Raw genomic sequence first — 24,421 nt, 5'->3', positions numbered from 1 at the left:
ATACTGAACAGCCGAGGAGGCAGTGGGCATGTCAGCAGCACCAGTCTGGAGTGTGGACCCCCGCACCGGGAAGCAGCTGGAACAGGTTGCGGTGGAGGCCACACCCCAGGACGTGGACGCGGCCGTACGGGCGGCCCACGCGGCCCGCGCCGCGCTCGCCGACCGCACCACCCGGATCGCCTTCCTCCGCACGGCCGCCGACCTGCTCGACGCGGCGGTGGCCGAGGTCGTGGAGACCGCCGACGCCGAGACCGCGCTCGGCGCGGCACGCCTCACCGGCGAACTCGCCCGCACCACCTACCAGCTGCGCGCCTTCGCCGACGCCGTCGAGGACGGCGGGTACCTCGACATCCGCATCGACCGCCCCGACCCCTCCCTCGTCCCGCCCCGCCCCGAACTGCGCCGCTACAAGGTGCCGCTCGGCGTGACGGCCGTGTACGCCGCCTCCAACTTCCCCCTGGCGTTCTCGGTCCCCGGCGGGGACACCGCCAGCGCGCTGGCGGCAGGCTGCCCGGTCGTGGTCAAGGCCCACCCCGACCACCCCGCCACCTCCGAACTCTGCGCGTCCCTGCTGCGCCGGGCCGCCGCGGAGCACGGACTTCCCGCCGGAGTCCTGTCCGTGGTCCACGGCTTCGACGCCGGCCTGGAACTCGTCCGCCACCCGCTGGTGGCCGCGGCCGGGTTCACCGGTTCCGTCCGGGGCGGCCGCGCCCTGTTCGACGCGGCCGCCGCCCGTCCCGTCCCCATCCCCTTCCACGGCGAACTGGGTTCCCTCAACCCGGTCGTGGTCACCCCTGCCGCCGCGGCCGAGCGGGCCGAGGAGATCGGCACCGGTCTGGCCGGCTCGGTGACCCTGGGCGTCGGCCAGTTCTGCGTCAAGCCGGGCCTGGTGCTGCTGCCCCAGGGCACCGACGGCGACCGGGTCGCCGACCACCTGGCGCAGGCGATCGGGGCGGCCGCCCCCGGCGTTCTGCTCGACCAGCGGATGCGCGCGGCCTTCCTCACCGGGGTACGCGAGCGGGCCGCCCTCCCCGGCGTCGAGGCCACCCGGGCCCCCGGCCCGGACGGCGAGCACGCCGTCGCACCCGGCTTCCTGTCGGTACCGGCGGACCGGCTCACCGACCCGGCGTACGAGGTGCTGCTGGAGGAGTGCTTCGGCCCCGTCACCGTCCTGGCCCGGTACGCCGGCCAGGACGAGGCCGGCGCGGTGCTCGCCCGGCTCGCCGGGAACCTGAGCGCCACCCTCCAGCTGTCGGCGGCCGAGACCGAGGGCGCCTCCGGCCCGGCGGCCGACCTGATCGGCCGGGTCACCGCGCTCGCCGGGCGGGTGGTGGTGAACGGCTGGCCGACCGGCGTGGCCGTCGCCCCCGCCCAGCACCACGGCGGGCCCTACCCGGCGGCGACCTCCCACTCCACCTCCGTCGGCGGCACCGCCATCGAGCGCTGGCTGCGCCCGGTGGCCTTCCAGTCCGTTCCGGAACCGCTGCTGCCGCCCGAGCTGCGGGAGGCGAACCCGCTGGGCCTGCCCCGCCGGGTCACCCCGTGAAAAACGCGTTGCCCGCCCCGCCACGGGCGGGCAGGCTTCGCCCATGCCAAGACCGAGCGGATTCAGTTACGAACAGCGCAACGACGGCACCGTCCTGATCGTCCACCGGGGCCGGGCCGCGACCACCCTGCGCGGGGGCCGGGCGGAGAAGTTCCTCGCCGACGTCGGGAGCGGGGACGCGCAGCTGGTGATGGCCCGCTGGACGGGGGCGTACAAGTTCGGCAACGAGCGCACCGCGAAGAACCACCCGCGCAACGCCGGACACCGCTGAGCCGGACCGCCGAATCCACCCGAAGGTAAGGGAACGGCAAAAGCACCTCGGTCGTTGAGCGGGCATGACCGCTATGACTCCTGGTTCGAACCTGCCGCTGGGCACCGCCCGGGTGACGGTGGAGGTCGCCGCCCCGGTGCGGCTCGACGTGTCGGGGCTGCTGCTCACAGCCGACGGCAAGGTGCGCTCCGACGCCGACTTCATCTTCTACAACCAGCCGTCCGGGCCCGGTGTGACCTACCGGTCCGGCGGCGGAGCGGCACCGGACTCGATCACCGTGGACACCGCCGCGCTGCCCCCGGGCATCGAGCGGATCGTGGTCACCGCCAGCCCGGACGCCGCCGGGCAGACCTTCCAGGGCATCGAGCCCACCGCCACCGTGCGTGACGCGGACGGCGGCGCGGTCATCTCCACCTTCACCCCGCCCCGCCTGGCCACCGAGACCGCGCTGATCGTCGTCGAGCTCTACCTGCGCGGAGGCGCGTGGAAGGTCCGTGCGGTGGGCCAGGGCTATGCCAACGGGCTGGCCGGCATCGCCACCGACTTCGGGGTGTCCGTGGACGAGGAGCCCGCCGCCCCGGCGGCCCCGGCGTCCGCGGCCCCCGCACCGCCCGTCACCTCTCCGGCCACGCCGGCCCCGCCCGCCCCGGCCGCCCCGGCCACCTACGGGGCGCCGGTCGCCCACCCGGCGCCCGCCGCCCCGCCGGCTCCCCCGGCGCCGCCCGCGCCCGCGCCGGGCGCCGGGAAGATCAACCTGGACAAGGGCCGGGTCAACCTCCAGAAGAACCAGACGGTGTCGCTGGTCAAGGGCGGCAGACCGCTGCTGTCCCAGGTCAAGATGGGCCTGGGCTGGGAGCCGGCCTACCGTGGCCGGGACATCGACCTCGACGCCTCCGTCATCGCCTACGGCCCGCAGCGCAACCACCTCGACAGCTGCTACTTCGGCCGGCTCTCCATCCTGAACGGCTCGGTCAAGCATTCGGGTGACAACCTGACCGGCGAGGGCGCGGGCGACGACGAGGTCATCGTGGTGGACCTCGGCCGGCTGCCCGCCGAGGCCACCGGCCTGGTCTTCACCGTGAACTCCTTCTCCGGGCAGAAGTTCACCGAGGTGGCGAAGGCGTACTGCCGCCTGATCGACGCGGCCACCGGCGAGGAGCTCGTCCGCTTCGACCTCACCACCGCCGAGCCGCAGACGGGCGTGATGATGGCGAAGCTGATCCGCCAGTTCTCCGGGGAATGGGAGATGACAGCCATGGGCGAGTTTGTGAAGTCCCGCACAGTGCGGGGCATGGTCAAGCCGGGGGCCCAGGCCCTCTGAGCAGGTGGGCGGGCCTGCGGCACCCCGGTGTTCCCGGCCGGGTGACCCAGCACACGCAGAAATCGGAGGTGACTGTCAGTGCCCGCCCGTAGCCTTGTAAGCATGTACGAGACACTCCGCCCGGGTCCGGCCCGCCCGTCCGCCGCCGAGGCGAACGACGCGATACGCCATCTGGTCGAGAGCCGTACCGAGGGCGAGGAGTGGCCCGCGGAGGCGTACGAGTTCCTGCTCTCCGAGTGGGCCGCCGCCGACCACGCGGACGTGGCCGGCAGCCTGGTGCGCTGAACTCCCGCCGGGCTCAGCGCCGCCAGGGCCCGGTGATGGCCACCAGGATCCCCGGATCCTGGATCCCGGCGAACAGCGTCCGCCCGTCCGGGGAGAAGCACACCCCGGCGAACTCCGAGTACTCCGGCTCCTCCGGCGTCCCGATGTTGAGGTCGTTCCGGGCCAGCGGGTAGGTCCGGCCGGAATCCGTCGCCCCGAACAGGTACTGGAGCCCGTCGCCGTCCTCCGCCAGGACCAGTCCGCCGTGCGGGGAGACGGTGATGTTGTCGGGCCCGTCGTACCCGCCGGGCGCGGACGGGTCGGCGTTCACCCCGAGCAGCACGGTCAGCCGGATCGTCCGCCGCTTCGGGTCGTAGAACCACACCTGGCCGTCATGCGCGGCGCCCGGGCTCTCCTCCCGCGCGTAGGAGGAGACGAAGTACGCACCGCCGTCCGCCCACCACATGCCCTCCAGCTTCCGGCCACGGGTGACCGCCCCGTCGGCGAACTGCTTGCGCACCGGCACGGTCCGCGCGTCGCGGTCCGGCACCACCGCCCAGTCCACCCCGTAGACGGTGCCGATCCTGGTGGCGCGCGACAGGTCGTCCACGAGCCGGCCCGTGCTGTCGAAGCACTTGGCGGCGGCGAGCACACCGGCGTCGTCCGCGAGGGTGCGCAGCCGGCCGCGGCCGTGCCGGAAGCCCTCGGGCGGGGTCCAGCGGTAGAGCAGCCCGTTGGGCCCGGAGGCGTCCTCGGTCAGGTAGGCGTGGCCGCGCCGGGGGTCGATGACCACGGCCTCGTGGTCGTACCGGCCGAAGGCCTTGACGGGCCTGGGGTCGAGGTTGGCACGGCGGTCCTGAGGGTCGACCTCGAAGACGTAGCCGTGGTCCTTGGTCATGCCGTTCTTGCCGGCCAGGTCCGAGTTCTCCTCGCAGGTCAGCCAGGTCCCCCAGGGCGTGGTGCCGCCCGCGCAGTTGGTCGACGTACCGGCGATGCCGACCCATTCGGCGACGGCGCCGTCCCGCCGGACCTCGACGACCGTGCAGCCACCGGCCGCCGCCGGGTCGTAGACGAGGCCCTCGGCCGCCGGCACCGGGTACCTCCAGTCCGACCGCCGGCCCTTCAGCTCGTGGTTGTTGACCAGCAGGGTGACCCCGCGGCGGCCTTCGAAGGCCGCCGTCCCGTCGTGGCGCTCGGGGGTGGATTCGCCGGACTCCAGCCGGGTGACCCCGCTGTGCGTCAGGACGCGGTAGCGGAACCCGGCGGGGAGGGCCAGGATCCCCGCGGGGTCGGGCAGCAGCGGGCCGTACCCGGGTTCGCAGGGCCGGCCGTCCGCGTCGCGCAGCGTGCTCTCGTCGGCCGCCAGGGCGCCGGGCGCGGTGGCGAGCGCCCCGACCGATCCGGTGAGGGCGACGCCCGCACCGGCCAGGACGGAGCGGGCGGCGAAGTCTCTGCGGCTGAGCGGCATCGGCATCGGTCCTCCAGGGGTGGGAGTGGTACGCCTGACGTGCGGTCGGCGCACAGGTTCCCGCCCGCACGTGAACGGCGGCTGAATTCCCTACGGCCGGCGAACGACCCCTCACCCCCGGGCGGAATGGCCAACTCCTGCCTCAGAAAGGCCAGTTACCGGTGCACACTGCCGTGCCGGGGGCCACCTCAGGAGTGCCGGGAGCGAGCCTTGAAGGCGGCCTTGCGGGCTTCCTTGGCGGCCTTCCGGTCGGGGTGCAGCCGCCCCATGGCCTCCAGCACCTCCGCCGTCGCGGGGTGTTCCACCCGCCACGCCGCGTCGAAGAACCCGGCGTAGCGCTCGGTCAGGCCGGCCATCAGCTCGGGCAGTTCATCGGTCTCGCCGTCGGCCGCGAGCTGCGCGGCGATGGTGTCGACCGTCAGCCAGAACACCATCGCGTCGTCGGGTGCGGGTACGTCGGCGGCACCGCGCGCGGCCAGCCAGACCCTGGCGAGGCCGCCGAGCTCCGGATCGCCCAGGACGCCCCGGACGACCGGCTCCGCCCCGGCCCCGGCCAGGGCGAGGGCCTGCTGGCAGCGCAGCCGGCGCAGCGGGGCGCCCTCGTCGGCGCCGCGGGCGGCGGCGAGCAGCTCGGCCACGGCCGCCGACAGTTCACGGCCGGCATCCAGCCAGTGCTCGAACTCGGCCTGGGCCGTCGCCTCCGGCCAGCCCGAGGTGACGTCCAGCAGCAGGTCCGCGCCCTTGTCGGCGAGGTCCCCGACGGCCGGCGCCTCCACCCCGGCGTCGAGCATGCGGGCGCGGACCCCGTAGAGGCCGAGCGGGGTCAGGCGGACCATCCCGTAGCGGGAGACGTCCTCCTCGTCGAGGTCGCGGCCGGCGAACTCCTCGTCGTCGGCCTCGGCCATCAGCGCCTCGTCCACCGGGTGGAACTCGACCAGTCCGACGGGCTCCAGCTGACGGAACTGGTCGTCCAGCCGCATCATCGCGTCGGAGATGCGCTCCAGTACCTCCTCGGTGGGCTCGCCCATGTCCTCGGGCATCACCAGCGACGCGGCCAGCACGGGCAGGGGCACCGGGCCGTCGCCGGCGCCGCCCTCGGAGACGGTGAGCAGGTAGAGGTTGGCGAGGACGTCGTCGAGGAAGTCGGCCTCGCGCTGGGGGTCCCAGTCCAGGTGCCCGAAGTCGACGCCGCCGCCGGCATCCAGGGCGTCGACCAGGTCGTCCAGGTCGGGCACGGCCGCCTCGGCGAGCACCGAGTCCAGCGCGGCGAGCCAGAGGCCCAGGACGTCGGCGGGGCCGCCCGCCGTGACCAGGGCCAGGTCCTCGCCCGGGCCGGCCGTGGCGAACCCGTCCGTACCGGCTCCGGCCGCGGTGGCGTCCCCAGGTCCGCCTTCCGGGCCGTCACCGGCGGCGTCCCCCGGCTCGTCTACGTCGACCAGTCCGGTCTCCACCGCGATCCGCCAGGTCTGGGCGGCCAGGGCGGGTCCGTCCGGGTCGGCGGCGAGCCCGAGGAGTGCGGCGGCCTCCGGAAGCCGGGCGTCGAGCAGTTCGCCGCCCGCGCCGACCCGCAGGCCGGGCCGGGCCCAGCGGGCCAGTCGTACGGCTCCGGAGAACAGCGGTGCGGCCAGGGCCTGGCGGGCCAGCTCGGTGTCGGAGGGCAGCCGTACCGGCGGCAGGGTGGCGTACGACCGGTGCGGGTCCGCGGTCATGGAACGTGCTCTCCTCGGCGGTGGGGCTGCGACGGCTGGTGCCCGGGCGGCCGGAGGGGCGGCTGGAGGGCGGTTGCAGGGCGACTGCGCGGTCCAGCGTAGACGCATTTCCGGCCGCCCCTGGCGGGGGGATGACGTTGGTTCATCCGACAGTAATCCGACGTATGCCCTGGAGGCCTTGACAACTGTCCTGGTCGCACAGAAATTTGACGCGCGTAGATGCGACTCATCGCACCGCCGCCCCATTCACCCTCCTCCACACACCGGAGTCACTGACCATGCGCTCCTCGCATCCCCGTTCCGCCGCGGTAGCGGCCCTGGTGGCGACCGCCATCGCCTCCGGCCTGCTCGCCGGCTCCGCCGGTGCCGCCGACACCGACACCTCCGCCGCCCCCGTGCGCATCCACGACATCCAGGGCACCACGCGCATATCCCCCCTGGTGGGCAAGCAGGTTGCCGACGTCGAGGGCATCGTCACCGGTGTGCGGACGTACGGTTCGCGCGGATTCTGGATCCAGGACCCGCAGGCCGACGACGACGACGCGACCAGCGAGGGCATCTTCGTCTTCACCAGCTCGGTCCCGACCGTGGCCGTCGGCGACGCCGTCAAGGTCTCGGGCCTGGTGGGCGAGTACGTCCCCGGCGGCCTCAACTCGGGCAACCAGTCGGTGACGCAGATCTCCAAGCCCACCGTCACCGTGGTCTCCTCCGGCAACCCGCTGCCCGAGGCCGTCCACATCAACGAGTACTCGGTGCCCGCCGAGTACGCCCCGGCCGGCGACCCGGCCGCCGGCGGCAGCATCAACGGCCTGACCCTGGACCCGTCCCGGTTCGCCCTGGACTACTACGAGTCCCTGGAGGGCACGAACGTCCGCATCGGGACCTCCCGGGTGGTCGGCGCGACCTCCCCGTACGCCGACCTCTGGGTCACCGTGAAGGGCTGGGAGAACAGCACCCGCCGCGGCGGCACCCTCTACGGCTCCTACGAGTCCCAGAACACCGGCCGCCTCATGGTCCAGCAGCTGGCCCCGCTCGCCCAGCAGCCGTTCCCGGTGGCGAACGTCGGCGACCGGCTGACCGGCACCACCGAGGGCCCGCTCGACTTCAACCAGTTCGGCGGCTACACGCTGACCGCCCGCACCATGGGCACCGTGGTCTCCAAGGACCTGCAGCGCGAGAAGACCAAGCCGCAGGCCCAGGGCGAACTCGCGATCGCGACGTACAACGTCGAGAACCTCGACCCGAGCGACCCGCAGGAGAAGTTCGACGCGCTGGCGAAGGCCGTCGTCGAGAACCTGGCCGCGCCCGACATCCTGGCTCTGGAGGAGATCCAGGACAACACGGGCGCCAAGAACGACGGAATCGTTTCCGCGGACCAGACCCTCACCAAGTTCACCGACGCGATCAAGGCCGCGGGCGGCCCGGCGTACGAGTGGCGCACCGTCGACCCGGAGAACAACAAGGACGGCGGCGAGCCCGGCGGCAACATCCGCCAGGTCTTCCTGTTCAACCCGGAGCGGGTCTCCTTCACCGACCGCGCCGCCGGCGGCGCGACCACGCCCACCGGCGTGGTGCAGGAGGAGGGCAAGGCCGCCCTGACCCACTCCCCCGGCCGGATCGACCCGGCGAACACCGCCTGGGAGAGCAGCCGCAAGCCGCTGGCCGGCGAGTTCGTCTTCCGCGGCCGCACGGTCTTCGTGATCGCCAACCACTTCGGCTCCAAGGGCGGCGACGAGTCCCTGACCTCGCACCACCAGCCGCCGGCCCGCCCGTCGGAGGTCAAGCGGCTCCAGCAGGCGCAGGCGGTCAACTCCTTCGTGAAGGAGCTCCTCGCCGCGCAGCACAACGCCAACGTCGTGGTCCTCGGCGACATCAACGACTTCGACTTCTCGGACACCACCAAGGCACTGACCGACGGCGGGGTCCTCTACCCGGCGATCCAGTCGCTGCCGAAGTCGGAGCGCTACTCGTACGTCTTCCAGGGCAACTCGCAGGTACTGGACCAGATCCTGACCAGCCCGGCGATCAAGAAGTTCACGTACGACAGCGTTCACGTCAACGCGGAGTTCGCGGAGCAGGACAGCGACCACGACCCGCAGGTCCTGCGCTTCCGCCCGTAACCACCACGGACGGAAGGAGGGCCCCGGCCGCCGTCCCGGCCGGGGCCCTCTGCCACGTTCCGGGCAGTGGTCGCTGATGCGGCCGGCGGCGGAGCGGGCCCGCGAGCGGGGCTGCGGGCTGCACCTCCAGCACCGACGGCCGGGAATCGGGACCGGTCGCGGGCAGGTTCGGGACCTTCGACCCTGGCGTGATACTGGACACACCCCTACTCAAAGGGCGTTTTGTGGTGTTGAGTGGCCCAAAGCCCGATCTTGCACCGCCCCCGCTCTCCCGTTTGGAGGACCGCGTGTTCCCCTCCATCTCGCTCGCCCAGGAAATCGGCCTGATCGTCCTGTTCGGGGCCGGCCTCGTATGGGTCGTGGGCCTCGGTCACGTGCTGTGGGACAGCCGCTTCCACCAGCCCGAGCCGGCCGCGTTCGAGGGGCTGAAGGTCATCCCGTCCCAACGGAGCTCCTCCTCCCACCCCATGGAGCGCGTCGAGCTCACCGAAGCCGAGCAGCAGGCCTTCGCCCACCTCGTCCGCCGCCTCCCCCGCCCCTGAGGCCCGGGCTCCGGCAGGACGAACGAAGCCGACCAGCGGGCATCACCGGCTCTTACGATGAACCTTCCGATCGCCTACGTGTGAAGAGGGAACAGCATGCTGGAGCCGCTGGGAGATCTCCCGTCGCCGCCCGAGCCCAACTACTTTCACGGTGAGCAGCTTTCGTTCAGCGACGCGGAGCTGGGAGCCACCCGCTCCTCGGGTGACGACGATCTCAACCTCCGCTACGCCACCGGAGAGGTGCGGATCGTCACGGAGCAGGCCCGCTACCCGCTGAACACGATCTCCGGCATGGTGAGCGGCGACGACTACGAGCTCAACCCGGAGTTCCAGCGAAGGCACCGCTGGAACGCGGGAAAGCAGTCGCGGCTGATCGAGTCGTTCATCATGAACGTCCCCGTGCCGCCGATCTTCCTCTACGAGGACGAATTCTCCCACTACGAGGTGATGGACGGCCTTCAGCGGCTGACGGCGATCTCGGCCTTCTACAACGACGAGCTCACGCTGGTCGGCCTGGAGGAATGGCCGGAGCTCAACGGCCGTAAGTACAGCGACCTACCGGAGCAGATCCGGCGCGGCGTCGACCGCCGCTACCTTTCGTCGATCATCCTGCTCCGGGAGACCGCGAAGACCGCGCTGGAGGCCGAGCGGCTCAAGCAGCTGGTGTTCGAGCGCATCAACAGCGGCGGCGTCGCCCTCAAGGAGCAGGAGACGCGAAATGCCATCTACAACGGCCGCCTGAACAAGTTGTGCATCAAGCTCTCCCGGAACGAGCACCTGTGCCGGATGTGGGGCATTCCGCTGCCCACCCCCGAGGAAGAGGCCGGGGACATCCCGGATGAGCTCGAACAGAACACTCACTACCGCACCATGCACGACGTGGAACTGGTGTTGCGGTTCTTCGCCCACCGCCAGCGGCGCCGGATCGGCACCGGGGCCCTCCGCACCTACCTGGACTCGTACCTGAAGAAGGGCAACCTCTACCCGGAGGAGACCCTGGACAACCTGGAGTCCCTGTTCGTCGAGACCATCGCCCTCGTCCACGAGGTGCTGGGCGACCGCGCCTTCTGGCTCTGGCGGTTCCGGCACAACAAGTGGGGGTGGCTCGAGCGCCCGACCACCACCGCCTATGACGCCTTCATGTTCGTCTTCAGCCAGAACCTGCACCGGGCCCCTGCCCTGCGGGCGGCATCCGATGCGTTCCGGAAGGAGATCCCCGCGTTCTACGAACAGTACGTGGAGTACTTCGATGCACGGATGACGAACATGCGCAATCTGCGTGAAAGGGATTCCCTCGTCTCCCTCTTCGTGGACAAGGTGCTGAGCCGAGGGTCGGCGTGAGGGAGCACTTCACCGCGCTGTCAGCCGGGGTGCGTGATCTCCGCCACCAGTTAAGGGTGCTGAGCGGGCTGAGGTCCTTCGTCCGGATGTCCCCTGCCACCTTCGAGGGGCACCCCGAGTCCGCGAAGCTCAACGACCTGCATGCGTCAGCCGGCTCCACCGCCAACTTGCACACCTTCTACTACAACGGCGTCATCGTGGGGCTGTACGGCCTGCTCGAGCACTTCGTCGAAGGCCTGCTCTCCGAGTTCGTCAGGCGGGTGTCGGCCGCATCCCGTACCTACGACGACCTACCGGAGCCGATCAGGGCGCACCACCTTCCCCTCACCCTGGAAGTGCTGGGGAAGCTGGGTACCGGAAAATACCAGGGGAAGCTCGACGAGCGAACCCTCATCGCGAGCCTGCACAGCTGCCTCTCGGGCGCCCACACGTTCACGCTCAACGACGTGGTCTTCGCCCATCACACGGCGAACTTCCGGTCGGACGTCATCCTGTTCTGCTTCAACCGCGTCGGCGTGGACCTGAAGAAGCTCTCTCGCTCAGCGTCCCTCGTCCAGGCAATGGACCGGCACTTCCCCGGTTCGTCCCGCCCCTTCTTCGTCGTGGACGACCTGGCCGAACGCCGGAACGAGGTCGCACACGGGGCGGCCAGCGAGCTGCTCTCCCCCGAGATCCTGGAGTCCTATCTGGACGTAGTGGAGTCCTTCGCCCAGGCCCTGCTGGAAGACGTCACCTCACACCTGGTCAACGCGGTCGTCCCGCACGTCGGACGCCAGCTCGGAAAACCGGACCGGGTGTTCAGGCACTCGATAGCAGGTTTCGAACAGCTGCCGCAGCGTGTCGCCGTAGGCGACATCGTCGCCGTCATCGACGGGGAAGGGCGCGCCCGGTGCGCCCGCGTGACGTCGATCCAGGTTGAGAACGCCCAGGTGGCCCATGCGGAACTGGGCGCCTCGACGGGGGTGTCCATCGGACCGCCGCTGACACAGCGCAGCAGGCTCTTCCTGATGCCGGACGGCAGCGGGTACCTCCTGCCCCGCGACGCGAACTGACGGCGCTCGGGCACGGAACGCGCCCGCCCGCTCCTTCGGTCGCCAGACGGAAGGAGCGGGCGGGTACGTTCACAGCCGGCGACCCACGGAGGTTCGCCGACCCACCGCATCAGTTGTGGCTGTGCAGGACCTCGTTGAGGCCGCCCCAGACCGCGTTGTTGGGGCGGGCCTCGACGGCGCCGGTGACCGAGTTGCGGCGGAAGAGGATGTTGCTGGCGCCGGAGAGCTCCAGGGCCTTGACGACCTGGCCGTCCGGGAGGGTGACCCGGGTGCCGGCGGTGACGTAGAGGCCGGCCTCGACGATGCACTCGTCGCCCAGGGCGATGCCCACGCCTGCCTCGGCGCCGACCAGGCAGCGCTCGCCGATCGAGATGATCTGCTTGCCGCCGCCCGAGAGGGTGCCCATGGTGGAGGCGCCGCCGCCGATGTCGGAGCCGTCGCCGACGACGACGCCCGCGGAGATGCGGCCCTCGACCATGGAGACGCCCAGCGTGCCGGCGTTGAAGTTGACGAAGCCCTCGTGCATGACGGTGGTGCCCTCGGCGAGGTGCGCGCCGAGGCGGACGCGGTCGGCGTCGGCGATGCGGACGCCCTTGGGGGCGACGTAGTCCGTCATCCGCGGGAACTTGTCGATCGAGGTGACCTGGAGGTGCAGGCCCTCGGCGCGGGCGTTCAGGCGGACCGTCTCGACCTGGTCGACGGCGACCGGGCCCAGGGAGGTCCAGGCGACGTTCGCGAGCACGCCGAAGAGACCGTCGAGGCTCTGGCCGTGCGGCTTGACCAGGCGGTGGCTCAGCAGGTGCAGGCGCAGGTACGCGTCGTGCGCGTCGAGCGGCTTGTCGTCCAGGGAGGAGATGACGGTGCGGACGGCTACGACCTCGACACCGCGGACCGCGTCCGAGCGCACCGCCTTCGCGGCGGCGGCCCCGAGGAGCTCGGCGGCGCGCTCGGCGGAGAGGCGCTCGGTGCCGGCCGGGCCGGCCTCTTCGACCAGCTCGGGGGCGGGGAACCAGGTGTCGAGGACGGTGCCGTCGGCGGCGATGGTGGCAAGTCCGGCGGCGACGGCGCCGGTGGTACGCGTAGCAGTCATACGGGAAACCTAACCGGCGACGGCCCGAGGTCGCGAACCGGTCTCATGTGCCGGTCGTGTCGGTCCGGTCCCCGGGGTCCGCCCCGCCAGCAGTACGGCCGCCCCGGCCCCGGCGGCCAGCAGCGCGCACACCGGCCACAGCAGTCCGGGGGCCGCGGCGTACAGCGTGCCGCCCAGGGGTGCGGCGAGCACGGTGCCGCTGACGGAGACCCCGGCGTACAGGCTCTGGAACCGCCCGGCGGCGTGCTCGGGGGCCTGGTCGGCGACGTACGCCGTGGCCGTGGTCTTGTAGAGGATCTCGCCGAGGCTGAGCAGCACCATCATGGCCACCGCCGCGGCCGCGCCCGGGCCGGCCGGCAGGACCGCGTACCCGGCGGCGACCAGCAGCAGCCCGGTGCCGATGACGGGCAGCGGCGGGCGGTCCCGCAGGGCGACGGCGGCCGGGAGTTCGAGCAGCAGGATGACCGCGCCGTTCAGCGCGACGATCAGCCCGAAGGCGGAGACGTCCAGGCCGTGGTCCTGGAGGTAGACGGGGAAGGTGGAGTACTGCTGCCGGTAGACCACGTCGGTCACCAGCACGGCGGCGAGCAGGACCGGCACGGCCGGCCGGGCGCGCAGCTCCCGCCACACCCCGCCGCGGCCCCGACCCCCGTCCGGGGCCTCGGCGGGGCGGGAGGCTCCGCGGGCGGGGACCACCCGGGCGGTCCACAGCGCGAAGAAGAGGGTGCCGAGCCCGTCCGCGACGAACAGCCAGTCGTACGAGAGGCCCACGGCGACCAGCGCGCCGAGCGGCGGGCCGACCGTGAAACCCGCGTTGGAGGCGCAGCGGACGACCGCGAAGGCCTGCCGCCGGGCCCCGTCCGGCACGGTGACCGCGACCAGGGCCGAGTTGGCGGCCCTGATCACCCCGGCGGCGTACTGGGCGGCGGGCAGCGCGAGGTACAGCGCCGCCGTGGGCAGCGTCGGCAGCAGGGCCAGGAGCAGGCCGGTGACCACGGCGGCGGCCAGCAGCACCCGTCGGTGCCCGAACCGGTCGCCGTACCAGCCGCCGGTGAAGTTGCCGGCCACGAGGCCGATCCCGCCGATGCCGGTGACCAGGCCGGCCTCGGGGGCGCCGAGTCCGCGGGGGCCGGTCAGCCAGAGGAACACGAAGACGAAGGTGAAGCTGACGACGGCGTTGACGAACACGCCGGCCGAGAGCAGCCACACCACCCGCGGCACGTCCTTGAATCCCTGGCGCACGCCGGATCTCCCCCCGAGGCCGCGTAAGTTCCTTTTGGGAACTGACTATGTCAGCATGGCAGCCTCGGGTCAACGGACGTTCACGACGGAGGAGCTCCCATGGCCCAGCGCACCCGGCTCGCCGACGCCGACTGCGCCATCGCCCAGGCACTGGACGTGGTGGGCGACTGGTGGACGCTGCTGATCGTGCGCGACGCGGCCCGCGGCCTGCACCGCTTCGAGGAGTTCCAGAGCGAGCTCGGCGTCTCCAGGAAGGTGCTGGCGGAACGGCTGAAGCTGCTCGTCGACGCGGACGTGCTGACCCGGGAGCCGTACCAGGAGCGACCGGTGCGCCACGCGTACCGGCTGACCGCCCGCGGGCGGGCGCTGCTCCCGGTGCTCGTGGCCCTCCAGGACTGGGGGGACACCTGGGTCCTGGGCGAAGGAGAGACGATGGCGACCACCGACGAGGCCTCGCGGGAGGCGGAACGCGTGCACGGGCTGCGCGGCACCCGGATCCCGGAACTGCGGCTGCCGGACCGTTTCGGCGAGCATCGCGACCCGGTCGCCGACACCGCCTTCACCGTCCTGTACTGCTTCCCCGGCGCCTACGCCCGCGCCGAGTCCTACCCTCCCGGCTGGGCCGGGATCCCCGGGGCCCGCGGCTGCACGCTGGAGTCCTGCACCTACCGGGACCGGCTGGCCGAGTTCGCCGCCGCGGGCGCGACCGTGCACGGCGTGTCCACGCAGCGTCCCGACGAGCAGCGGGAGTTCGCCGAGCACGAGGGGCTCCGCTTCCCCCTGCTCTCGGACGCGGGGCTGGAGCTGACCGCGGCCCTGCGGCTGCCCACCTTCCGCGCGGCCGGGGTCAGCCGGCTCAAGCGGCTGACCCTGGTGGTCGACCGCTCCCGCACCGTCCGCGAGGTGTTCTACCCGGTCCCGGACGTCGAGGCGGGCGTCAGCGCGGCCCTGGCCGCGGTGCGGGCGGCGGGCTGACGGGGCCGCGGCCGGCAGCCGCGCCGGCGGCCGGGCCGGCGGCCGGGCCGGCCAGGACCCGGTCCAGCAGATCGCGGGCGTACTCCTCGTCGTACGCACCGCCCGTGAGCAGCACCTGGAGGCAGATCCCGTCCATCACCGCCACCAGCGCGCGGGCGGTGACCGGGTCCGTACGGCCGGCCAGCGCCCCGGCCACCGCCTCGCACCACTCGGCCGCGACCGGGCGCAGCGCGGGCCGGCGCAGCGCGGCCAGGTAGAGCTCGTACTCCAGCTCCACCCGGCCGCGGTCGGCGGCGAGGAACTCGCCGAGCAGCCGGGCCAGGGCCTCCCCGAGAACGGCCCGGGGGTCGGCGACGGCCGGGCTGGCCGCCACCGCGGCCGCGAAGCCCTCGTTGGCCCGGCGGAGGGCCGCCACCAGCAGCTCGTCGAGGGTCTTGAAGTGGTAGGTGGTGGAGCCGAGCGGTACGTCGGCCTCCGCGGCCACGCTGCGGTGGCTGAGCCCGGCGATCCCCCGGGCCCCGACCACGCGGATCGCGGCGTCGATGATCCGGTCCCGGCGGCCGGGGTCGTAGCGGCGCGCGGAGCCGGCCATCAGTGGGCCCCGCCCACGTTCAGGAGCACCACTCCGCCGATCACCAGCGCGATGCCGGCGATCTTCGCGGCCGTGGCGGCCTCCCCCAGGAAGCACATCCCGATGGCGGCGATGGCCGCGGTGCCGACCCCGGACCAGATGGCGTAGGCGGTGCTGACGGACATGCTCTTCAGGGTCTGGGCGAGCAGGGTGAAGGCTATGGCGTAGCCGAGCACGGTCCCGAGCGAGGGCCAGAGCCGGCTGAACCCCTCGCTGTACTTCATGGCGGTGGTCCCGGCGACCTCGGCGGCGATGGCTGCGGCGAGCAGTACGTAAGGCATGCGTACGACTGTACACATCGTTGTGTACGAGCGTACGCAACGGTGGGACGACAAAACCCCCGGCACGGCGGTGCCGGGGGTTTCGGGGGCTTCTCGGCCGGAGGAACCGGATCAGACGTTGAAGCCGAGCGCGCGGAGCTGCTCGCGGCCGTCGTCGGTGATCTTGTCAGGGCCCCACGGCGGCATCCACACCCAGTTGATCCGCAGCTCGCTGACGATGCCCTCGGTCGCGGACTTGGCCTGGTCCTCGATCACGTCCGTCAGCGGGCAGGCCGCCGACGTCAGGGTCATGTCCAGCGTGGCCACGTTCGAGTCGTCGATGTGGATGCCGTAGATCAGGCCCAGGTTGACGACGTCGATGCCCAGCTCGGGGTCGACCACGTCGTAGAGGGCCTCGCGGACCTCCTCCTCGGTGGCCGGCTTGATCGACGCCTCGGGCGTCGCGTTCTCGGTCATGCCGTCTTCCTCTCCGCGGCGTCGCCCAGAGCCTGGGCCGTCGCGTCCTTCCACGCCATCCAGCTCAGCAGAGCACACTTCACACGAGCCGGGTACTTGGAGACGCCGACGAACGCGACCGCGTCCTCCAGCACCTCCTCCATCGCCTCGTCGGGCTCGATCTTGCCCTTGGACTGCATCATCTCCAGGAACGTGTCCTGGATCCGCTGCGCCTCGTCCAGCTTCTTGCCGACCAGCAGCTCGTTCAGGACGGAGGCGCTGGCCTGGCTGATGGAGCAGCCCTGGCCCTCGTACGAGACGTCGGTGAGCGTCTCGCCGTCGTACTTCACGCGCAGCGTGATCTCGTCGCCGCACGTCGGGTTGACGTGATGCACCTCGGCGTCACCGTCGCGCAGGCCACGCCCGTGCGGGTGCTTGTAGTGGTCCAGGATCAGTTCCTGGTACATCGAATCCAGCTTCACAGCGCCTCGTCCTCGTCAGCCGAAGAAGTTCCGTACGTGCTCCAGCCCGTCGACCAGCGCGTCGACCTCGGCGGGAGAGGAGTACAGGTAGAAAGACGCTCGCGTGGTCGCGGGAATTCCGTACCGCAGGCAGACCGGACGGGCGCAGTGGTGACCCACGCGGACCGCGATGCCCTGCTCGTCCAGCACCTGGCCGACGTCGTGCGGGTGGATGTCGCCCAGCGTGAAGGAGATCGCGGCGCCGCGGTCCTCGGCCGTGGTGGGGCCGATGATCCGCAGGTCGGGGACCTCCGCCAGGCGCCGGACGGCGTACTCGGTGATCGCGTGCTCGTGGGCGGCGATCTTGTCCATGCCGATCGCGGACAGGTAGTCCACGGCCGCTCCCAGGCCGACGGCCTGGGCGATCGGGGGCGTGCCGGCCTCGAACTTGTGGGGGGCCGGGGCGTACGTCGACGAGTGCATCGAGACGGTCTCGATCATCTCGCCGCCGCCGAGGAACGGGGGCAGGTCCTCCAGCAGCTCCTGGCGGCCCCAGAGGACGCCGATGCCGGTCGGGCCGCACATCTTGTGGCCGGTGAAGGCCACGAAGTCGGCGCCGAGGGCCTGCACGTCCAGCGGCATGTGCGGAGCGGCCTGCGAGGCGTCGATCAGCACCAGGGCGCCGACCTCCTGCGCCCGCCGGACGATGGTCTCGACCGGGTTGACGGTGCCGAGCAGGTTGGAGACCAGCGTGAAGGAGACGATCTTCGTCTTCTCCGTGATGACCTCTTCGATGTTCGACAGGTCGAGCCGGCCGTCGTCGGTGAGGCCGAACCACTTCAGCTTCGCGCCGGTGCGCTGCGACAGCAGCTGCCACGGGACGATGTTGGAGTGGTGCTCCATCTCCGTGATGGCGATCTCGGTCTCGTGGTCGACCCGGTAGGGCTCGTCGGCCCAGCCGAGCATGTTGGCGACCAGGTTGAGCGACTCCGAGGCGTTCTTCGTGAAGATCACCTCGTCGCGGCTCGGCGCGTTGACGAAGGCGGCGACCTTGTCGCGGGCGCCCTCGTACAGGGCCGTGGCCTCCTCGGCGACCAAGTACACGCCGCGGTGGACGTTGGCGTTGTGCCGCTCGTAGTACTCGTTCAGCGCGTCGAGCACCTGGCGCGGCTTCTGCGAGGTCGCCGCGGAGTCCAGGTAGACGATCTTCTTCCCGTCGTGGACCACACGATCCAGCAGGGGGAAGTCCTTGCGGATCGCCTCGATGTCGAGGAGGCCAGGCAGCTGTGTCACGCGGTCGCGCCACCCTTCACGTACTTGTCGTAGCCCTCGGCCTCCAGCTGGTCGGCGAGCTCGGCGCCGCCGGACTCGGCGATGCGGCCGTTCGCGAACACGTGCACGAAGTCGGGCTTGATGTAGCGCAGGATGCGCGTGTAGTGGGTGATCAGCAGGGTGCCGACCTCACCGCTCTCGCGGACCCGGTTGACGCCCTCGGAGACGATGCGCAGCGCGTCGACGTCCAGGCCGGAGTCGGTCTCGTCGAGGATCGCGATCTTCGGCTTGAGCAGCTCGAGCTGGAGGATCTCGTGGCGCTTCTTCTCACCGCCGGAGAAGCCCTCGTTGACGTTGCGCTCGGCGAAGGCAGGGTCCATCTGGAGACGCTCCATGGCCTCCTTGACCTCCTTCACCCAGGTGCGCAGCTTGGGGGCCTCGCCGCGGATGGCGGTGGCGGAGGTGCGCAGGAAGTTGGAGACCGAGACGCCGGGGACCTCGACCGGGTACTGCATGGCGAGGAAGACGCCGGCACGGGCGCGCTCGTCGACCTCCATGGCCAGCACGTCCTCGCCGTCGAGGGTCACCGTGCCGCCGGTGATGGTGTACTTCGGGTGACCGGCCAGCGAGTACGCCAGGGTGGACTTGCCGGAGCCGTTGGGGCCCATGATGGCGTGCGTCTCACCCTGCTTGACGGTGAGGTCGACGCCCTTGAGGATCTCGCGGGCGCCGTTCTCGGCCTCGACGGAGACGTGCAGGTCGTGGATTTCAAGCGTTGCCATGGGTGCCTCAGGACTCCTGGGTGAGGGAGACGAGAACGTCGTCCCCTTCGATCTTTACGGGGTATACGGGGACGGGGCGCGTCGCGGGGAGCCCGGACGGCTTGCCGGTGCGCAGGTCGAACGCCGAGCCGTGCAGCCAGCACTCGATCATGCAGTCTTCGACCTCGCCCTCCGAGAGGGAGACGTTCGCGTGCGAGCAGATGTCGTGGATGGCGAACACCTCGCCCTCGGTGGAGACGATGGACACCGGCGTGCCGTCGAGCTCCACCCGCTTGGGGGAGTTCTCTTCCAGCTCGCTCAGCGCACAGGCCTTGAGGTACGTCATCAGACGGACGCCTCGAGCTCGGCCTCGATCTTGGCGATCAGACGCTCCTCGATGTCCGCGACGCCGATCTGCTGGACGAGCTCGGCGAAGAAGCCGCGCACGACCAGGCGGCGCGCCTCGTCGGCCGGGATGCCGCGGGCCTGGAGGTAGAACAGCTGCTCGTCGTCGAAGCGGCCGGTCGCCGAGGCGTGGCCGGCGCCGACGATCTCGCCGGTCTCGATCTCGAGGTTCGGCACCGAGTCGACCCGCGCGCCGTCGGTGAGGACGAGGTTGCGGTTCATCTCGTAGGTGTCGGTGCCCTCGGCGGTCTTCTCGATGAGGACGTCGCCGATCCACACCGCGTGGGCGCCCTCGCCCTGCAGGGCACCCTTGTAGACCACGTTGGACTTGCAGTGCGGGGCGTCGTGGGTGACCAGCAGGCGGTGCTCCTGGTGCTGCCCGGCGTCGGTGAAGTACACGCCCAGCATCTCCGCCTCGCCGCCGGGACCGGCGTAGCTGACGCGGGGGTGCAGGCGGACCAGGTCGCCGCCGAAGGTCACGACGACGGACTTGAAGGTGGCGTCACGGCCGACCAGCGCGTTGTGCTGGGAGGTGTGGACGGCGGTGTCGTCCCAGTCCTGCACGGACACGAAGGTGACCTTGGCGCCGTCGCCCACGAGGATGTCGACGTTGGCGGCGCGCACGCCGTCACCGGTGTGGTCGATCACGATGATCGCCTCGGCGAACGGCTTGATGTCGAACACGGTGTGCCCGAAGGTCGTGCCGCCCTCGCCGTGCAGGGCGACCCGGATCGGCTCGGCGAGCACGGTCTCCTTGGGCACGGTGACGACCGTGGCCTTGGCGAACGAGGAGAAGGCCTGGGCGGAGACCCGGTCGACCGGCGTGCCGGCCTTGCCGATGCGCTCGTCGCCGCGCTCCACCGACTCGACGGTGACCCCTTCGGGCGCGTCGATCTGGGCCTTCATGGTGCCGTTCGCGACCGCGGTGCCGTCGTGGAGTCCGCGCAGCCGCTCCAGCGGGGTGAAGCGCCACTCCTCCTCGCGGCCGTGCGGCACGGGGAAGTCGGCCACGTCGAAGGACGGGGGCGCGCTCATCCTGGTGGCGACGGTGGACTCGGCGGCCACCGCGATCGAGCCGGCGGTGGTGGAACCCACCGGAATGTTCTGGGCCTCAGCCATGGCTGTCGTCTTGCTCTCTTCCTGCGTCTTGCGTCAAAGGGGATCTGCGCTGCGGGGGCCTGCGGGCGGCGTCAGCCGACCGAGCCCTCCATCTGCAGCTCGATCAGCCGGTTGAGCTCCAGCGCGTACTCCATGGGCAGCTCCTTGGCGATCGGCTCGACGAAGCCGCGCACGATCATGGCCATGGCCTCGAACTCGGTGAGACCGCGCTGCATCAGGTAGAAGAGCTGGTCGTCGGAGACCTTGGAGACGGTCGCCTCGTGGCCCATCGTCACGTCGTCCTCGCGGACGTCGACGTAGGGGTAGGTGTCCGAGCGGGAGATGGTGTCGACGAGCAGGGCGTCGCAGAGGACGTTGCTCTTCGATCCGGCCGCGCCCTCGCCGATCTCGACCAGGCCGCGGTAGGAGGTGCGGCCGCCGCCGCGGGCCACCGACTTGGACACGATGTTCGAGGAGGTGTTCGGCGCCATGTGGACCATCTTGGAGCCGGCGTCCTGGTGCTGGCCCTCGCCCGCGAAGGCGATGGAGAGGGTCTCGCCCTTGGCGTGCTCGCCCATCAGGTAGACGGCCGGGTACTTCATGGTGACCTTGGAGCCGATGTTGCCGTCGATCCACTCCATGGTCGCGCCCTCGTAGGCCACGGCGCGCTTGGTGACCAGGTTGTAGACGTTGTTCGACCAGTTCTGGATCGTCGTGTAGCGGCAGCGGCCGCCCTTCTTCACGATGATCTCGACGACGGCGCTGTGCAGGGAGTCCGAGGAGTAGATCGGGGCGGTGCAGCCCTCGACGTAGTGGACGTAGGCGTCCTCGTCGACGATGATCAGCGTCCGCTCGAACTGGCCCATGTTCTCGGTGTTGATCCGGAAGTAGGCCTGCAGCGGGATGTCGACGTGGACACCCTTGGGCACGTAGATGAAGGAGCCACCGGACCACACGGCGGTGTTCAGCGACGCGAACTTGTTGTCGCCGACCGGGATGACGGTGCCGAAGTACTCCTGGAAGAGCTCCGGGTGCTCCTTCAGCGCGGTGTCGGTGTCCAGGAAGATGACGCCCTGGGCCTCCAGGTCCTCGCGGATCTGGTGGTAGACGACCTCGGACTCGTACTGGGCGGCGACACCGGCGACGAGGCGCTGCTTCTCCGCCTCCGGGATGCCGAGCTTGTCGTACGTGTTCTTGATGTCCTCGGGCAGTTCCTCCCAGGAAGCGGCCTGCTTCTCGGTGGAACGCACGAAGTACTTGATGTTGTCGAAGTCGATGCCGGACAGGTCGGAGCCCCACGTCGGCATGGGCTTCTTGTCGAAGAGCTTCAGGCCCTTGAGGCGGAGCTTCAGCATCCACTCGGGCTCGTTCTTCTTCGCCGAGATGTCGCGGACGACGTCCTCGCCCAGGCCTCGCTTGGCAGCGGCACCGGCCGCGTCGGAGTCGGCCCAGCCGTACTCGTACTTGCCCAGACCCTCGAGCTCAGGGTGAGCAGTCTCCGTGGTCATGCGGGGTTCCTCCCGGCCGTGCTTGCAGATGCTGATGTGGTTGCGGGTGCCGCGCCTCGCGGGATGAAGGTCGTACACACCCCGTCGCCGTGGGCGATGGTGGCGAGTCGCTGCACGTGCGTCCCGAGCAGGCGGGAGAAGACCTCGGTCTCCGCCTCGCAGAGCTGCGGGTACTGCTCGGCGACATGGGCCACCGGGCAGTGGTGCTGACAGAGCTGTTCACCGCTGTGCGGACCGGGAGCGCTCTTCGCCGTAGCAGCGTACCCGTCCGCCGTCAACGCCTTGGCAAGGGCCTCGGTGCGCTGCGCGGGGGCGACCGCGTCCACGGCCTCCCGGTAGGTCTCGGCCTGCGACTCCAGGCGGGCACGGGCGAACGCGGCCACCGCCGCCTCGCCGCGCTCACCGCCGCCGGCGGACTGCGCGATCCAGCGGAGCGCGTCCACGGCGAGGGAGTCGTAGGACTGGTCGAAGGCGTCGCGGCCGCAGTCGGTGAGCGCGAAGACCTTGGCGGGCCGGCCCCGGGTGCGCGCTCCGTACACACGCTGCTCACGGGGTGCGACGACGTCGTCGGCGACGAGCGCGTCGAGGTGGCGGCGGACGGCGGCCTGGGTGAGGCCGAGACGCTGTGCGAGGTCGGCGACGGTGGACGGACCGTGGTCCAGGATGGACCGCGCGACCCGGTTGCGGGTTGACCGCTCCCCGGTAGCGAGTTCCCCCTGGGGGGTCTCGATCAGCCGTTCGCCGTTTTTCACAACGCCATTGTTGCGTAATTAACCGAGGGGCGACAAGCCGTGATGGACGCCACTACTGGTGGCATCCATCACTAAGGGTTACCTAATTAATGTACGGAGAGTTAAGGGACGAGGCTGCCGCCCCGGCCCGGAGGCACTCTTGTCGCCCTCCGTAGACTCACCCGCATGAGCAACGACCCCGCGGTGGAGATCCGCGGACTGGTGAAGCGGTACGGCACCAAGACCGCGGTGGACGGCCTGGACCTGACCGTACGGCGGTCGGCGGTCACCGCGGTCCTCGGGCCGAACGGCGCGGGCAAGACCACCACCGTGGAGACCGCGGAGGGCTACCGCCGCCCCGACGCCGGCACCGTCCGCGTGCTCGGGCTCGACCCGTTCGCCGACGCCGCCGCCCTGCGCCCCCGCATCGGGGTCATGCTCCAGTCCGGCGGCGTCTACTCCGGCGCCCGGGCCGTCGAGATGCTCCGCCACATGGCCGCCCTGCACGCCGACCCCCTCGACGTCCCCGCCCTGGTCGAACGGCTGGGCCTGGGCGGCTGCGGCCGTACGCCCTACCGCCGGCTCTCCGGCGGCCAGCAGCAGCGACTCTCCCTGGCCATGGCCGTGGTCGGGCGCCCCGAGCTGGTCTTCCTGGACGAACCCACCGCCGGACTGGACCCGCAGGCCCGCCGCGCCACCTGGGACCTCGTCCGGGAGCTGCGCGCCGACGGCGTCTCGGTCGTGCTCACCACCCACCACATGGACGAGGCCGAGCAGCTCGCCGACGAGGTCGCCATCGTCGACGCCGGCCGGGTGATCGCCCACGGCACCCCCGAGCAGCTGTGCCGTGGCGGCGCCGAGAACACCCTGCGCTTCACCGGGCGCCCGGGACTCGACCTGGGTTCCCTCCTCAAGGCCCTGCCCGACGGGGTCCGCGCGGCCGAGATCACCCAGGGCGTCTACCGGGTGGCCGGCGACGTGGACCCGCAGCTGCTGGCCACCGTCGCGTCCTGGTGCGCCCAGCACGGGGTGCTGCCGGACAGCCTCGCCGTCGAGCGGCACACCCTGGAGGACGTCTTCCTCGAACTGACTGGCAAGGAGCTGCGCGGATGACCGCCGGTACGTTCACCCCGAACCCCGGGGCCGCCCCGGTCACCCGGATGATCGCCGCGCAGACCGCGCTGGAGACCCGGATGCTGCTGCGCAACGGCGAGCAGCTGCTGCTGACGGTCGTCATCCCGGCGCTGCTGCTGGTGCTGTTCTCGGCCGTCGACATCGTCGACACGGGGGCGGAGAGGTCCGTGGACTTCCTGGCCCCGGGTGTCCTCGCCCTCGCCGTGATGTCCACCGCCTTCACCGGCCAGGCCATCGCCACCGGCTTCGACCGGCGCTACGGGGTGCTCAAGCGACTGGGCGCCTCGCCGCTGCCGCGCTGGGCGCTGATGGCCGCCAAGACCCTGTCGGTGCTGGTCACCGAGGTGCTCCAGGTGGCGCTGCTGACGGTGATCGCGCTGGCGCTGGGCTGGTCCCCGCAGGGCGACCCGCTGTCGGTGGCCGTGCTGCTCCTGCTGGGGACGGCCGCGTTCTCCGGGCTGGGGCTGCTGATGGCCGGCACCCTGCGGGCCGAGGCGACCCTGGCCGCGGCCAACCTGGTCTTCCTGCTGCTGCTGGTCGGCGGCGGGGTGATCGTGCCGCTGGAGAAGTTCCCGGAGGCCGCCCGGGCGGTGCTGGGCCTGCTGCCGATCACCGCGCTGTCGGACGGGCTGCGCGACGTGCTGCAGCACGGGGCCGTGCTGCCCTGGCGCGCGGCGGCGGTGCTGGCGGGCTGGGCGGTGCTGGGCCTGGGGGCCGCGGCCCGCTTCTTCCGCTGGGAATGAACCCCTCCGCCCCGGCCGTG

Annotated in this window: 25 protein-coding genes; 11 read left to right on the top strand and 14 right to left on the bottom strand. The window is 71.4% G+C overall.

Features of this window, described 5'->3' with window-relative positions; genetic code table 11:
• Nucleotides 1–28 precede the first annotated feature (28 nt).
• From ACFY61_RS02125 to ACFY61_RS02110, 4 genes are all read left to right on the top strand, one after another.
• Complete coding sequence (locus ACFY61_RS02125; protein ID WP_389465706.1) at nt 29–1,546, top strand: aldehyde dehydrogenase (NADP(+)); 1,518 nt, start codon at nt 29–31, stop codon at nt 1,544–1,546.
• 43 nt (nt 1,547–1,589) lie between these two features.
• On the top strand, nt 1,590–1,817 hold the full coding sequence (locus ACFY61_RS02120) for a hypothetical protein (RefSeq protein ID WP_389465704.1): 228 nt from the start codon (nt 1,590–1,592) through the stop codon (nt 1,815–1,817).
• 73 nt (nt 1,818–1,890) lie between these two features.
• Entirely contained in the window at nt 1,891–3,138 is a 1,248-nt protein-coding gene (locus ACFY61_RS02115; protein WP_389465939.1) for a TerD family protein, read from the top strand.
• A gap of 102 nt (nt 3,139–3,240) precedes the next feature.
• A complete protein-coding gene (locus tag ACFY61_RS02110; RefSeq protein WP_389465702.1) occupies nt 3,241–3,423 on the top strand; it encodes a hypothetical protein in 183 nt (60 codons plus the stop codon).
• Nucleotides 3,424–3,436: 13 nt separating this feature from the next.
• Here ACFY61_RS02110 and ACFY61_RS02105 read toward each other — a convergent pair whose 3' ends face one another.
• On the bottom strand, nt 3,437–4,870 hold the full coding sequence (locus ACFY61_RS02105) for an alkaline phosphatase PhoX (protein ID WP_389465937.1): 1,434 nt from the start codon (nt 4,868–4,870) through the stop codon (nt 3,437–3,439).
• Between the two features lie 188 nt (nt 4,871–5,058).
• A complete protein-coding gene (locus ACFY61_RS02100; protein WP_389465699.1) occupies nt 5,059–6,579 on the bottom strand; it encodes a hypothetical protein in 1,521 nt (506 codons plus the stop codon).
• 278 nt (nt 6,580–6,857) lie between these two features.
• Between ACFY61_RS02100 and ACFY61_RS02095 the strand changes: the two genes are divergently transcribed.
• The 4 genes from ACFY61_RS02095 to ACFY61_RS02080 all read left to right on the top strand — a co-directional run bounded on the left by ACFY61_RS02095 (nt 6,858) and on the right by ACFY61_RS02080 (nt 11,634).
• A complete protein-coding gene (locus ACFY61_RS02095; protein ID WP_389465696.1) occupies nt 6,858–8,699 on the top strand; it encodes an endonuclease/exonuclease/phosphatase family protein in 1,842 nt (613 codons plus the stop codon).
• A 287-nt stretch (nt 8,700–8,986) separates the two neighbouring features.
• Nucleotides 8,987–9,241, top strand: coding sequence for a hypothetical protein (locus tag ACFY61_RS02090; protein WP_389465693.1), 255 nt, complete (start codon nt 8,987–8,989; stop codon nt 9,239–9,241).
• A gap of 96 nt (nt 9,242–9,337) precedes the next feature.
• A complete protein-coding gene (locus tag ACFY61_RS02085; RefSeq protein ID WP_389465690.1) occupies nt 9,338–10,582 on the top strand; it encodes a DUF262 domain-containing protein in 1,245 nt (414 codons plus the stop codon).
• Nucleotides 10,583–10,668: 86 nt separating this feature from the next.
• Complete coding sequence (locus ACFY61_RS02080; protein WP_389465687.1) at nt 10,669–11,634, top strand: MAE_28990/MAE_18760 family HEPN-like nuclease; 966 nt, start codon at nt 10,669–10,671, stop codon at nt 11,632–11,634.
• Nucleotides 11,635–11,743: 109 nt separating this feature from the next.
• Here the strand turns inward: ACFY61_RS02080 and dapD are convergent, their stop codons facing one another.
• A complete protein-coding gene (gene dapD, locus ACFY61_RS02075) occupies nt 11,744–12,724 on the bottom strand; it encodes a 2,3,4,5-tetrahydropyridine-2,6-dicarboxylate N-succinyltransferase (RefSeq protein WP_389465684.1) in 981 nt (326 codons plus the stop codon).
• Nucleotides 12,725–12,733: 9 nt separating this feature from the next.
• Nucleotides 12,734–13,966 carry an MFS transporter gene (locus ACFY61_RS02070; protein ID WP_389465681.1) on the bottom strand — a complete coding sequence of 411 codons (1,233 nt, stop codon included), beginning with the start codon at nt 13,964–13,966 and terminating at the stop codon, nt 12,734–12,736.
• A 99-nt stretch (nt 13,967–14,065) separates the two neighbouring features.
• On the opposite strand from ACFY61_RS02070, the gene ACFY61_RS02065 reads away from it, so the two are divergent.
• Nucleotides 14,066–14,941: a winged helix-turn-helix transcriptional regulator gene (locus tag ACFY61_RS02065; RefSeq protein ID WP_389465678.1), complete on the top strand. Its 876-nt coding sequence runs from the start codon at nt 14,066–14,068 to the stop codon at nt 14,939–14,941.
• On the opposite strand, the gene ACFY61_RS02060 is transcribed toward ACFY61_RS02065, so the two are convergent.
• The 10 genes from ACFY61_RS02060 to ACFY61_RS02015 form a co-directional block, all read right to left on the bottom strand.
• Entirely contained in the window at nt 14,904–15,533 is a 630-nt protein-coding gene (locus tag ACFY61_RS02060) for a TetR/AcrR family transcriptional regulator (RefSeq protein WP_389465677.1), read from the bottom strand. The two genes, ACFY61_RS02065 and ACFY61_RS02060, sit on opposite strands and share 38 nt — an antisense overlap.
• Entirely contained in the window at nt 15,533–15,853 is a 321-nt protein-coding gene (locus tag ACFY61_RS02055; protein WP_389465674.1) for a DMT family transporter, read from the bottom strand. Before ACFY61_RS02055 ends, ACFY61_RS02060 begins: the two co-directional genes overlap by 1 nt.
• 111 nt (nt 15,854–15,964) lie before the next feature.
• Nucleotides 15,965–16,309, bottom strand: coding sequence for a metal-sulfur cluster assembly factor (locus tag ACFY61_RS02050; protein WP_389465671.1), 345 nt, complete (start codon nt 16,307–16,309; stop codon nt 15,965–15,967).
• Complete coding sequence (gene sufU, locus ACFY61_RS02045) at nt 16,306–16,770, bottom strand: Fe-S cluster assembly sulfur transfer protein SufU (RefSeq protein WP_389465668.1); 465 nt, start codon at nt 16,768–16,770, stop codon at nt 16,306–16,308. The genes ACFY61_RS02050 and sufU overlap by 4 nt, the downstream gene beginning before the upstream one ends.
• Before the next feature lie 15 nt (nt 16,771–16,785).
• Nucleotides 16,786–18,042, bottom strand: a complete 1,257-nt coding sequence (locus ACFY61_RS02040; RefSeq protein WP_389465666.1) for a cysteine desulfurase — start codon at nt 18,040–18,042, stop codon at nt 16,786–16,788.
• Nucleotides 18,039–18,803, bottom strand: coding sequence for a Fe-S cluster assembly ATPase SufC (gene sufC, locus ACFY61_RS02035; RefSeq protein ID WP_389465663.1), 765 nt, complete (start codon nt 18,801–18,803; stop codon nt 18,039–18,041). Before sufC ends, ACFY61_RS02040 begins: the two co-directional genes overlap by 4 nt.
• Before the next feature lie 7 nt (nt 18,804–18,810).
• Entirely contained in the window at nt 18,811–19,128 is a 318-nt protein-coding gene (locus tag ACFY61_RS02030; RefSeq protein WP_389465660.1) for a bifunctional 3-phenylpropionate/cinnamic acid dioxygenase ferredoxin subunit, read from the bottom strand.
• A complete protein-coding gene (gene sufD / locus ACFY61_RS02025) occupies nt 19,128–20,306 on the bottom strand; it encodes a Fe-S cluster assembly protein SufD (protein WP_389465658.1) in 1,179 nt (392 codons plus the stop codon). Before sufD ends, ACFY61_RS02030 begins: the two co-directional genes overlap by 1 nt.
• 71 nt (nt 20,307–20,377) lie before the next feature.
• On the bottom strand, nt 20,378–21,793 hold the full coding sequence (gene sufB, locus ACFY61_RS02020) for a Fe-S cluster assembly protein SufB (protein ID WP_389465656.1): 1,416 nt from the start codon (nt 21,791–21,793) through the stop codon (nt 20,378–20,380).
• Complete coding sequence (locus tag ACFY61_RS02015; RefSeq protein ID WP_389465653.1) at nt 21,790–22,545, bottom strand: helix-turn-helix transcriptional regulator; 756 nt, start codon at nt 22,543–22,545, stop codon at nt 21,790–21,792. The genes sufB and ACFY61_RS02015 overlap by 4 nt, the downstream gene beginning before the upstream one ends.
• A 165-nt stretch (nt 22,546–22,710) precedes the next feature.
• Between ACFY61_RS02015 and ACFY61_RS02010 the strand changes: the two genes are divergently transcribed.
• Together ACFY61_RS02010 and ACFY61_RS02005 are read left to right on the top strand one after the other, a co-directional pair.
• Entirely contained in the window at nt 22,711–23,637 is a 927-nt protein-coding gene (locus ACFY61_RS02010; RefSeq protein ID WP_389465650.1) for an ABC transporter ATP-binding protein, read from the top strand.
• Nucleotides 23,634–24,401 carry an ABC transporter permease gene (locus ACFY61_RS02005; protein ID WP_389465649.1) on the top strand — a complete coding sequence of 256 codons (768 nt, stop codon included), beginning with the start codon at nt 23,634–23,636 and terminating at the stop codon, nt 24,399–24,401. The genes ACFY61_RS02010 and ACFY61_RS02005 overlap by 4 nt, the downstream gene beginning before the upstream one ends.
• Nucleotides 24,402–24,421 lie beyond the last annotated feature (20 nt).

The sequence above is a fragment of the Streptomyces sp. NPDC012888 genome (assembly GCF_042900645.1).
In the GTDB taxonomy this organism is placed as follows: Bacteria; Actinomycetota; Actinomycetes; order Streptomycetales; family Streptomycetaceae; genus Streptomyces.
The sequence above is the reverse complement of the archived record's forward strand: the minus strand, read 5'-3'. Positions and strand labels throughout refer to the sequence as shown.

Excerpts from the sequence above, each read along its gene's own strand:
- ACFY61_RS02125 (WP_389465706.1), top strand. The coding sequence starts at position 29 with ATGTCAGCAGCACCAGTCTGGAGTGTGGACCCCCGCACCGGGAAGCAG.
- ACFY61_RS02120 (WP_389465704.1), top strand. The coding sequence starts at position 1,590 with ATGCCAAGACCGAGCGGATTCAGTTACGAACAGCGCAACGACGGCACC.
- ACFY61_RS02115 (WP_389465939.1), top strand. The coding sequence starts at position 1,891 with ATGACTCCTGGTTCGAACCTGCCGCTGGGCACCGCCCGGGTGACGGTG.
- ACFY61_RS02110 (WP_389465702.1), top strand. The coding sequence starts at position 3,241 with ATGTACGAGACACTCCGCCCGGGTCCGGCCCGCCCGTCCGCCGCCGAG.
- ACFY61_RS02105 (WP_389465937.1), bottom strand. The coding sequence starts at position 4,870 with ATGCCGCTCAGCCGCAGAGACTTCGCCGCCCGCTCCGTCCTGGCCGGT.
- ACFY61_RS02100 (WP_389465699.1), bottom strand. The coding sequence starts at position 6,579 with ATGACCGCGGACCCGCACCGGTCGTACGCCACCCTGCCGCCGGTACGG.
- ACFY61_RS02095 (WP_389465696.1), top strand. The coding sequence starts at position 6,858 with ATGCGCTCCTCGCATCCCCGTTCCGCCGCGGTAGCGGCCCTGGTGGCG.
- ACFY61_RS02085 (WP_389465690.1), top strand. The coding sequence starts at position 9,338 with ATGCTGGAGCCGCTGGGAGATCTCCCGTCGCCGCCCGAGCCCAACTAC.
- ACFY61_RS02080 (WP_389465687.1), top strand. The coding sequence starts at position 10,669 with ATGTCCCCTGCCACCTTCGAGGGGCACCCCGAGTCCGCGAAGCTCAAC.
- dapD (WP_389465684.1), bottom strand. The coding sequence starts at position 12,724 with ATGACTGCTACGCGTACCACCGGCGCCGTCGCCGCCGGACTTGCCACC.
- ACFY61_RS02065 (WP_389465678.1), top strand. The coding sequence starts at position 14,066 with ATGGCCCAGCGCACCCGGCTCGCCGACGCCGACTGCGCCATCGCCCAG.
- ACFY61_RS02060 (WP_389465677.1), bottom strand. The coding sequence starts at position 15,533 with ATGGCCGGCTCCGCGCGCCGCTACGACCCCGGCCGCCGGGACCGGATC.
- ACFY61_RS02055 (WP_389465674.1), bottom strand. The coding sequence starts at position 15,853 with ATGCCTTACGTACTGCTCGCCGCAGCCATCGCCGCCGAGGTCGCCGGG.
- ACFY61_RS02050 (WP_389465671.1), bottom strand. The coding sequence starts at position 16,309 with ATGACCGAGAACGCGACGCCCGAGGCGTCGATCAAGCCGGCCACCGAG.
- sufC (WP_389465663.1), bottom strand. The coding sequence starts at position 18,803 with ATGGCAACGCTTGAAATCCACGACCTGCACGTCTCCGTCGAGGCCGAG.
- ACFY61_RS02030 (WP_389465660.1), bottom strand. The coding sequence starts at position 19,128 with ATGACGTACCTCAAGGCCTGTGCGCTGAGCGAGCTGGAAGAGAACTCC.
- sufD (WP_389465658.1), bottom strand. The coding sequence starts at position 20,306 with ATGGCTGAGGCCCAGAACATTCCGGTGGGTTCCACCACCGCCGGCTCG.
- sufB (WP_389465656.1), bottom strand. The coding sequence starts at position 21,793 with ATGACCACGGAGACTGCTCACCCTGAGCTCGAGGGTCTGGGCAAGTAC.
- ACFY61_RS02010 (WP_389465650.1), top strand. The coding sequence starts at position 22,711 with ATGAGCAACGACCCCGCGGTGGAGATCCGCGGACTGGTGAAGCGGTAC.
- ACFY61_RS02005 (WP_389465649.1), top strand. The coding sequence starts at position 23,634 with ATGACCGCCGGTACGTTCACCCCGAACCCCGGGGCCGCCCCGGTCACC.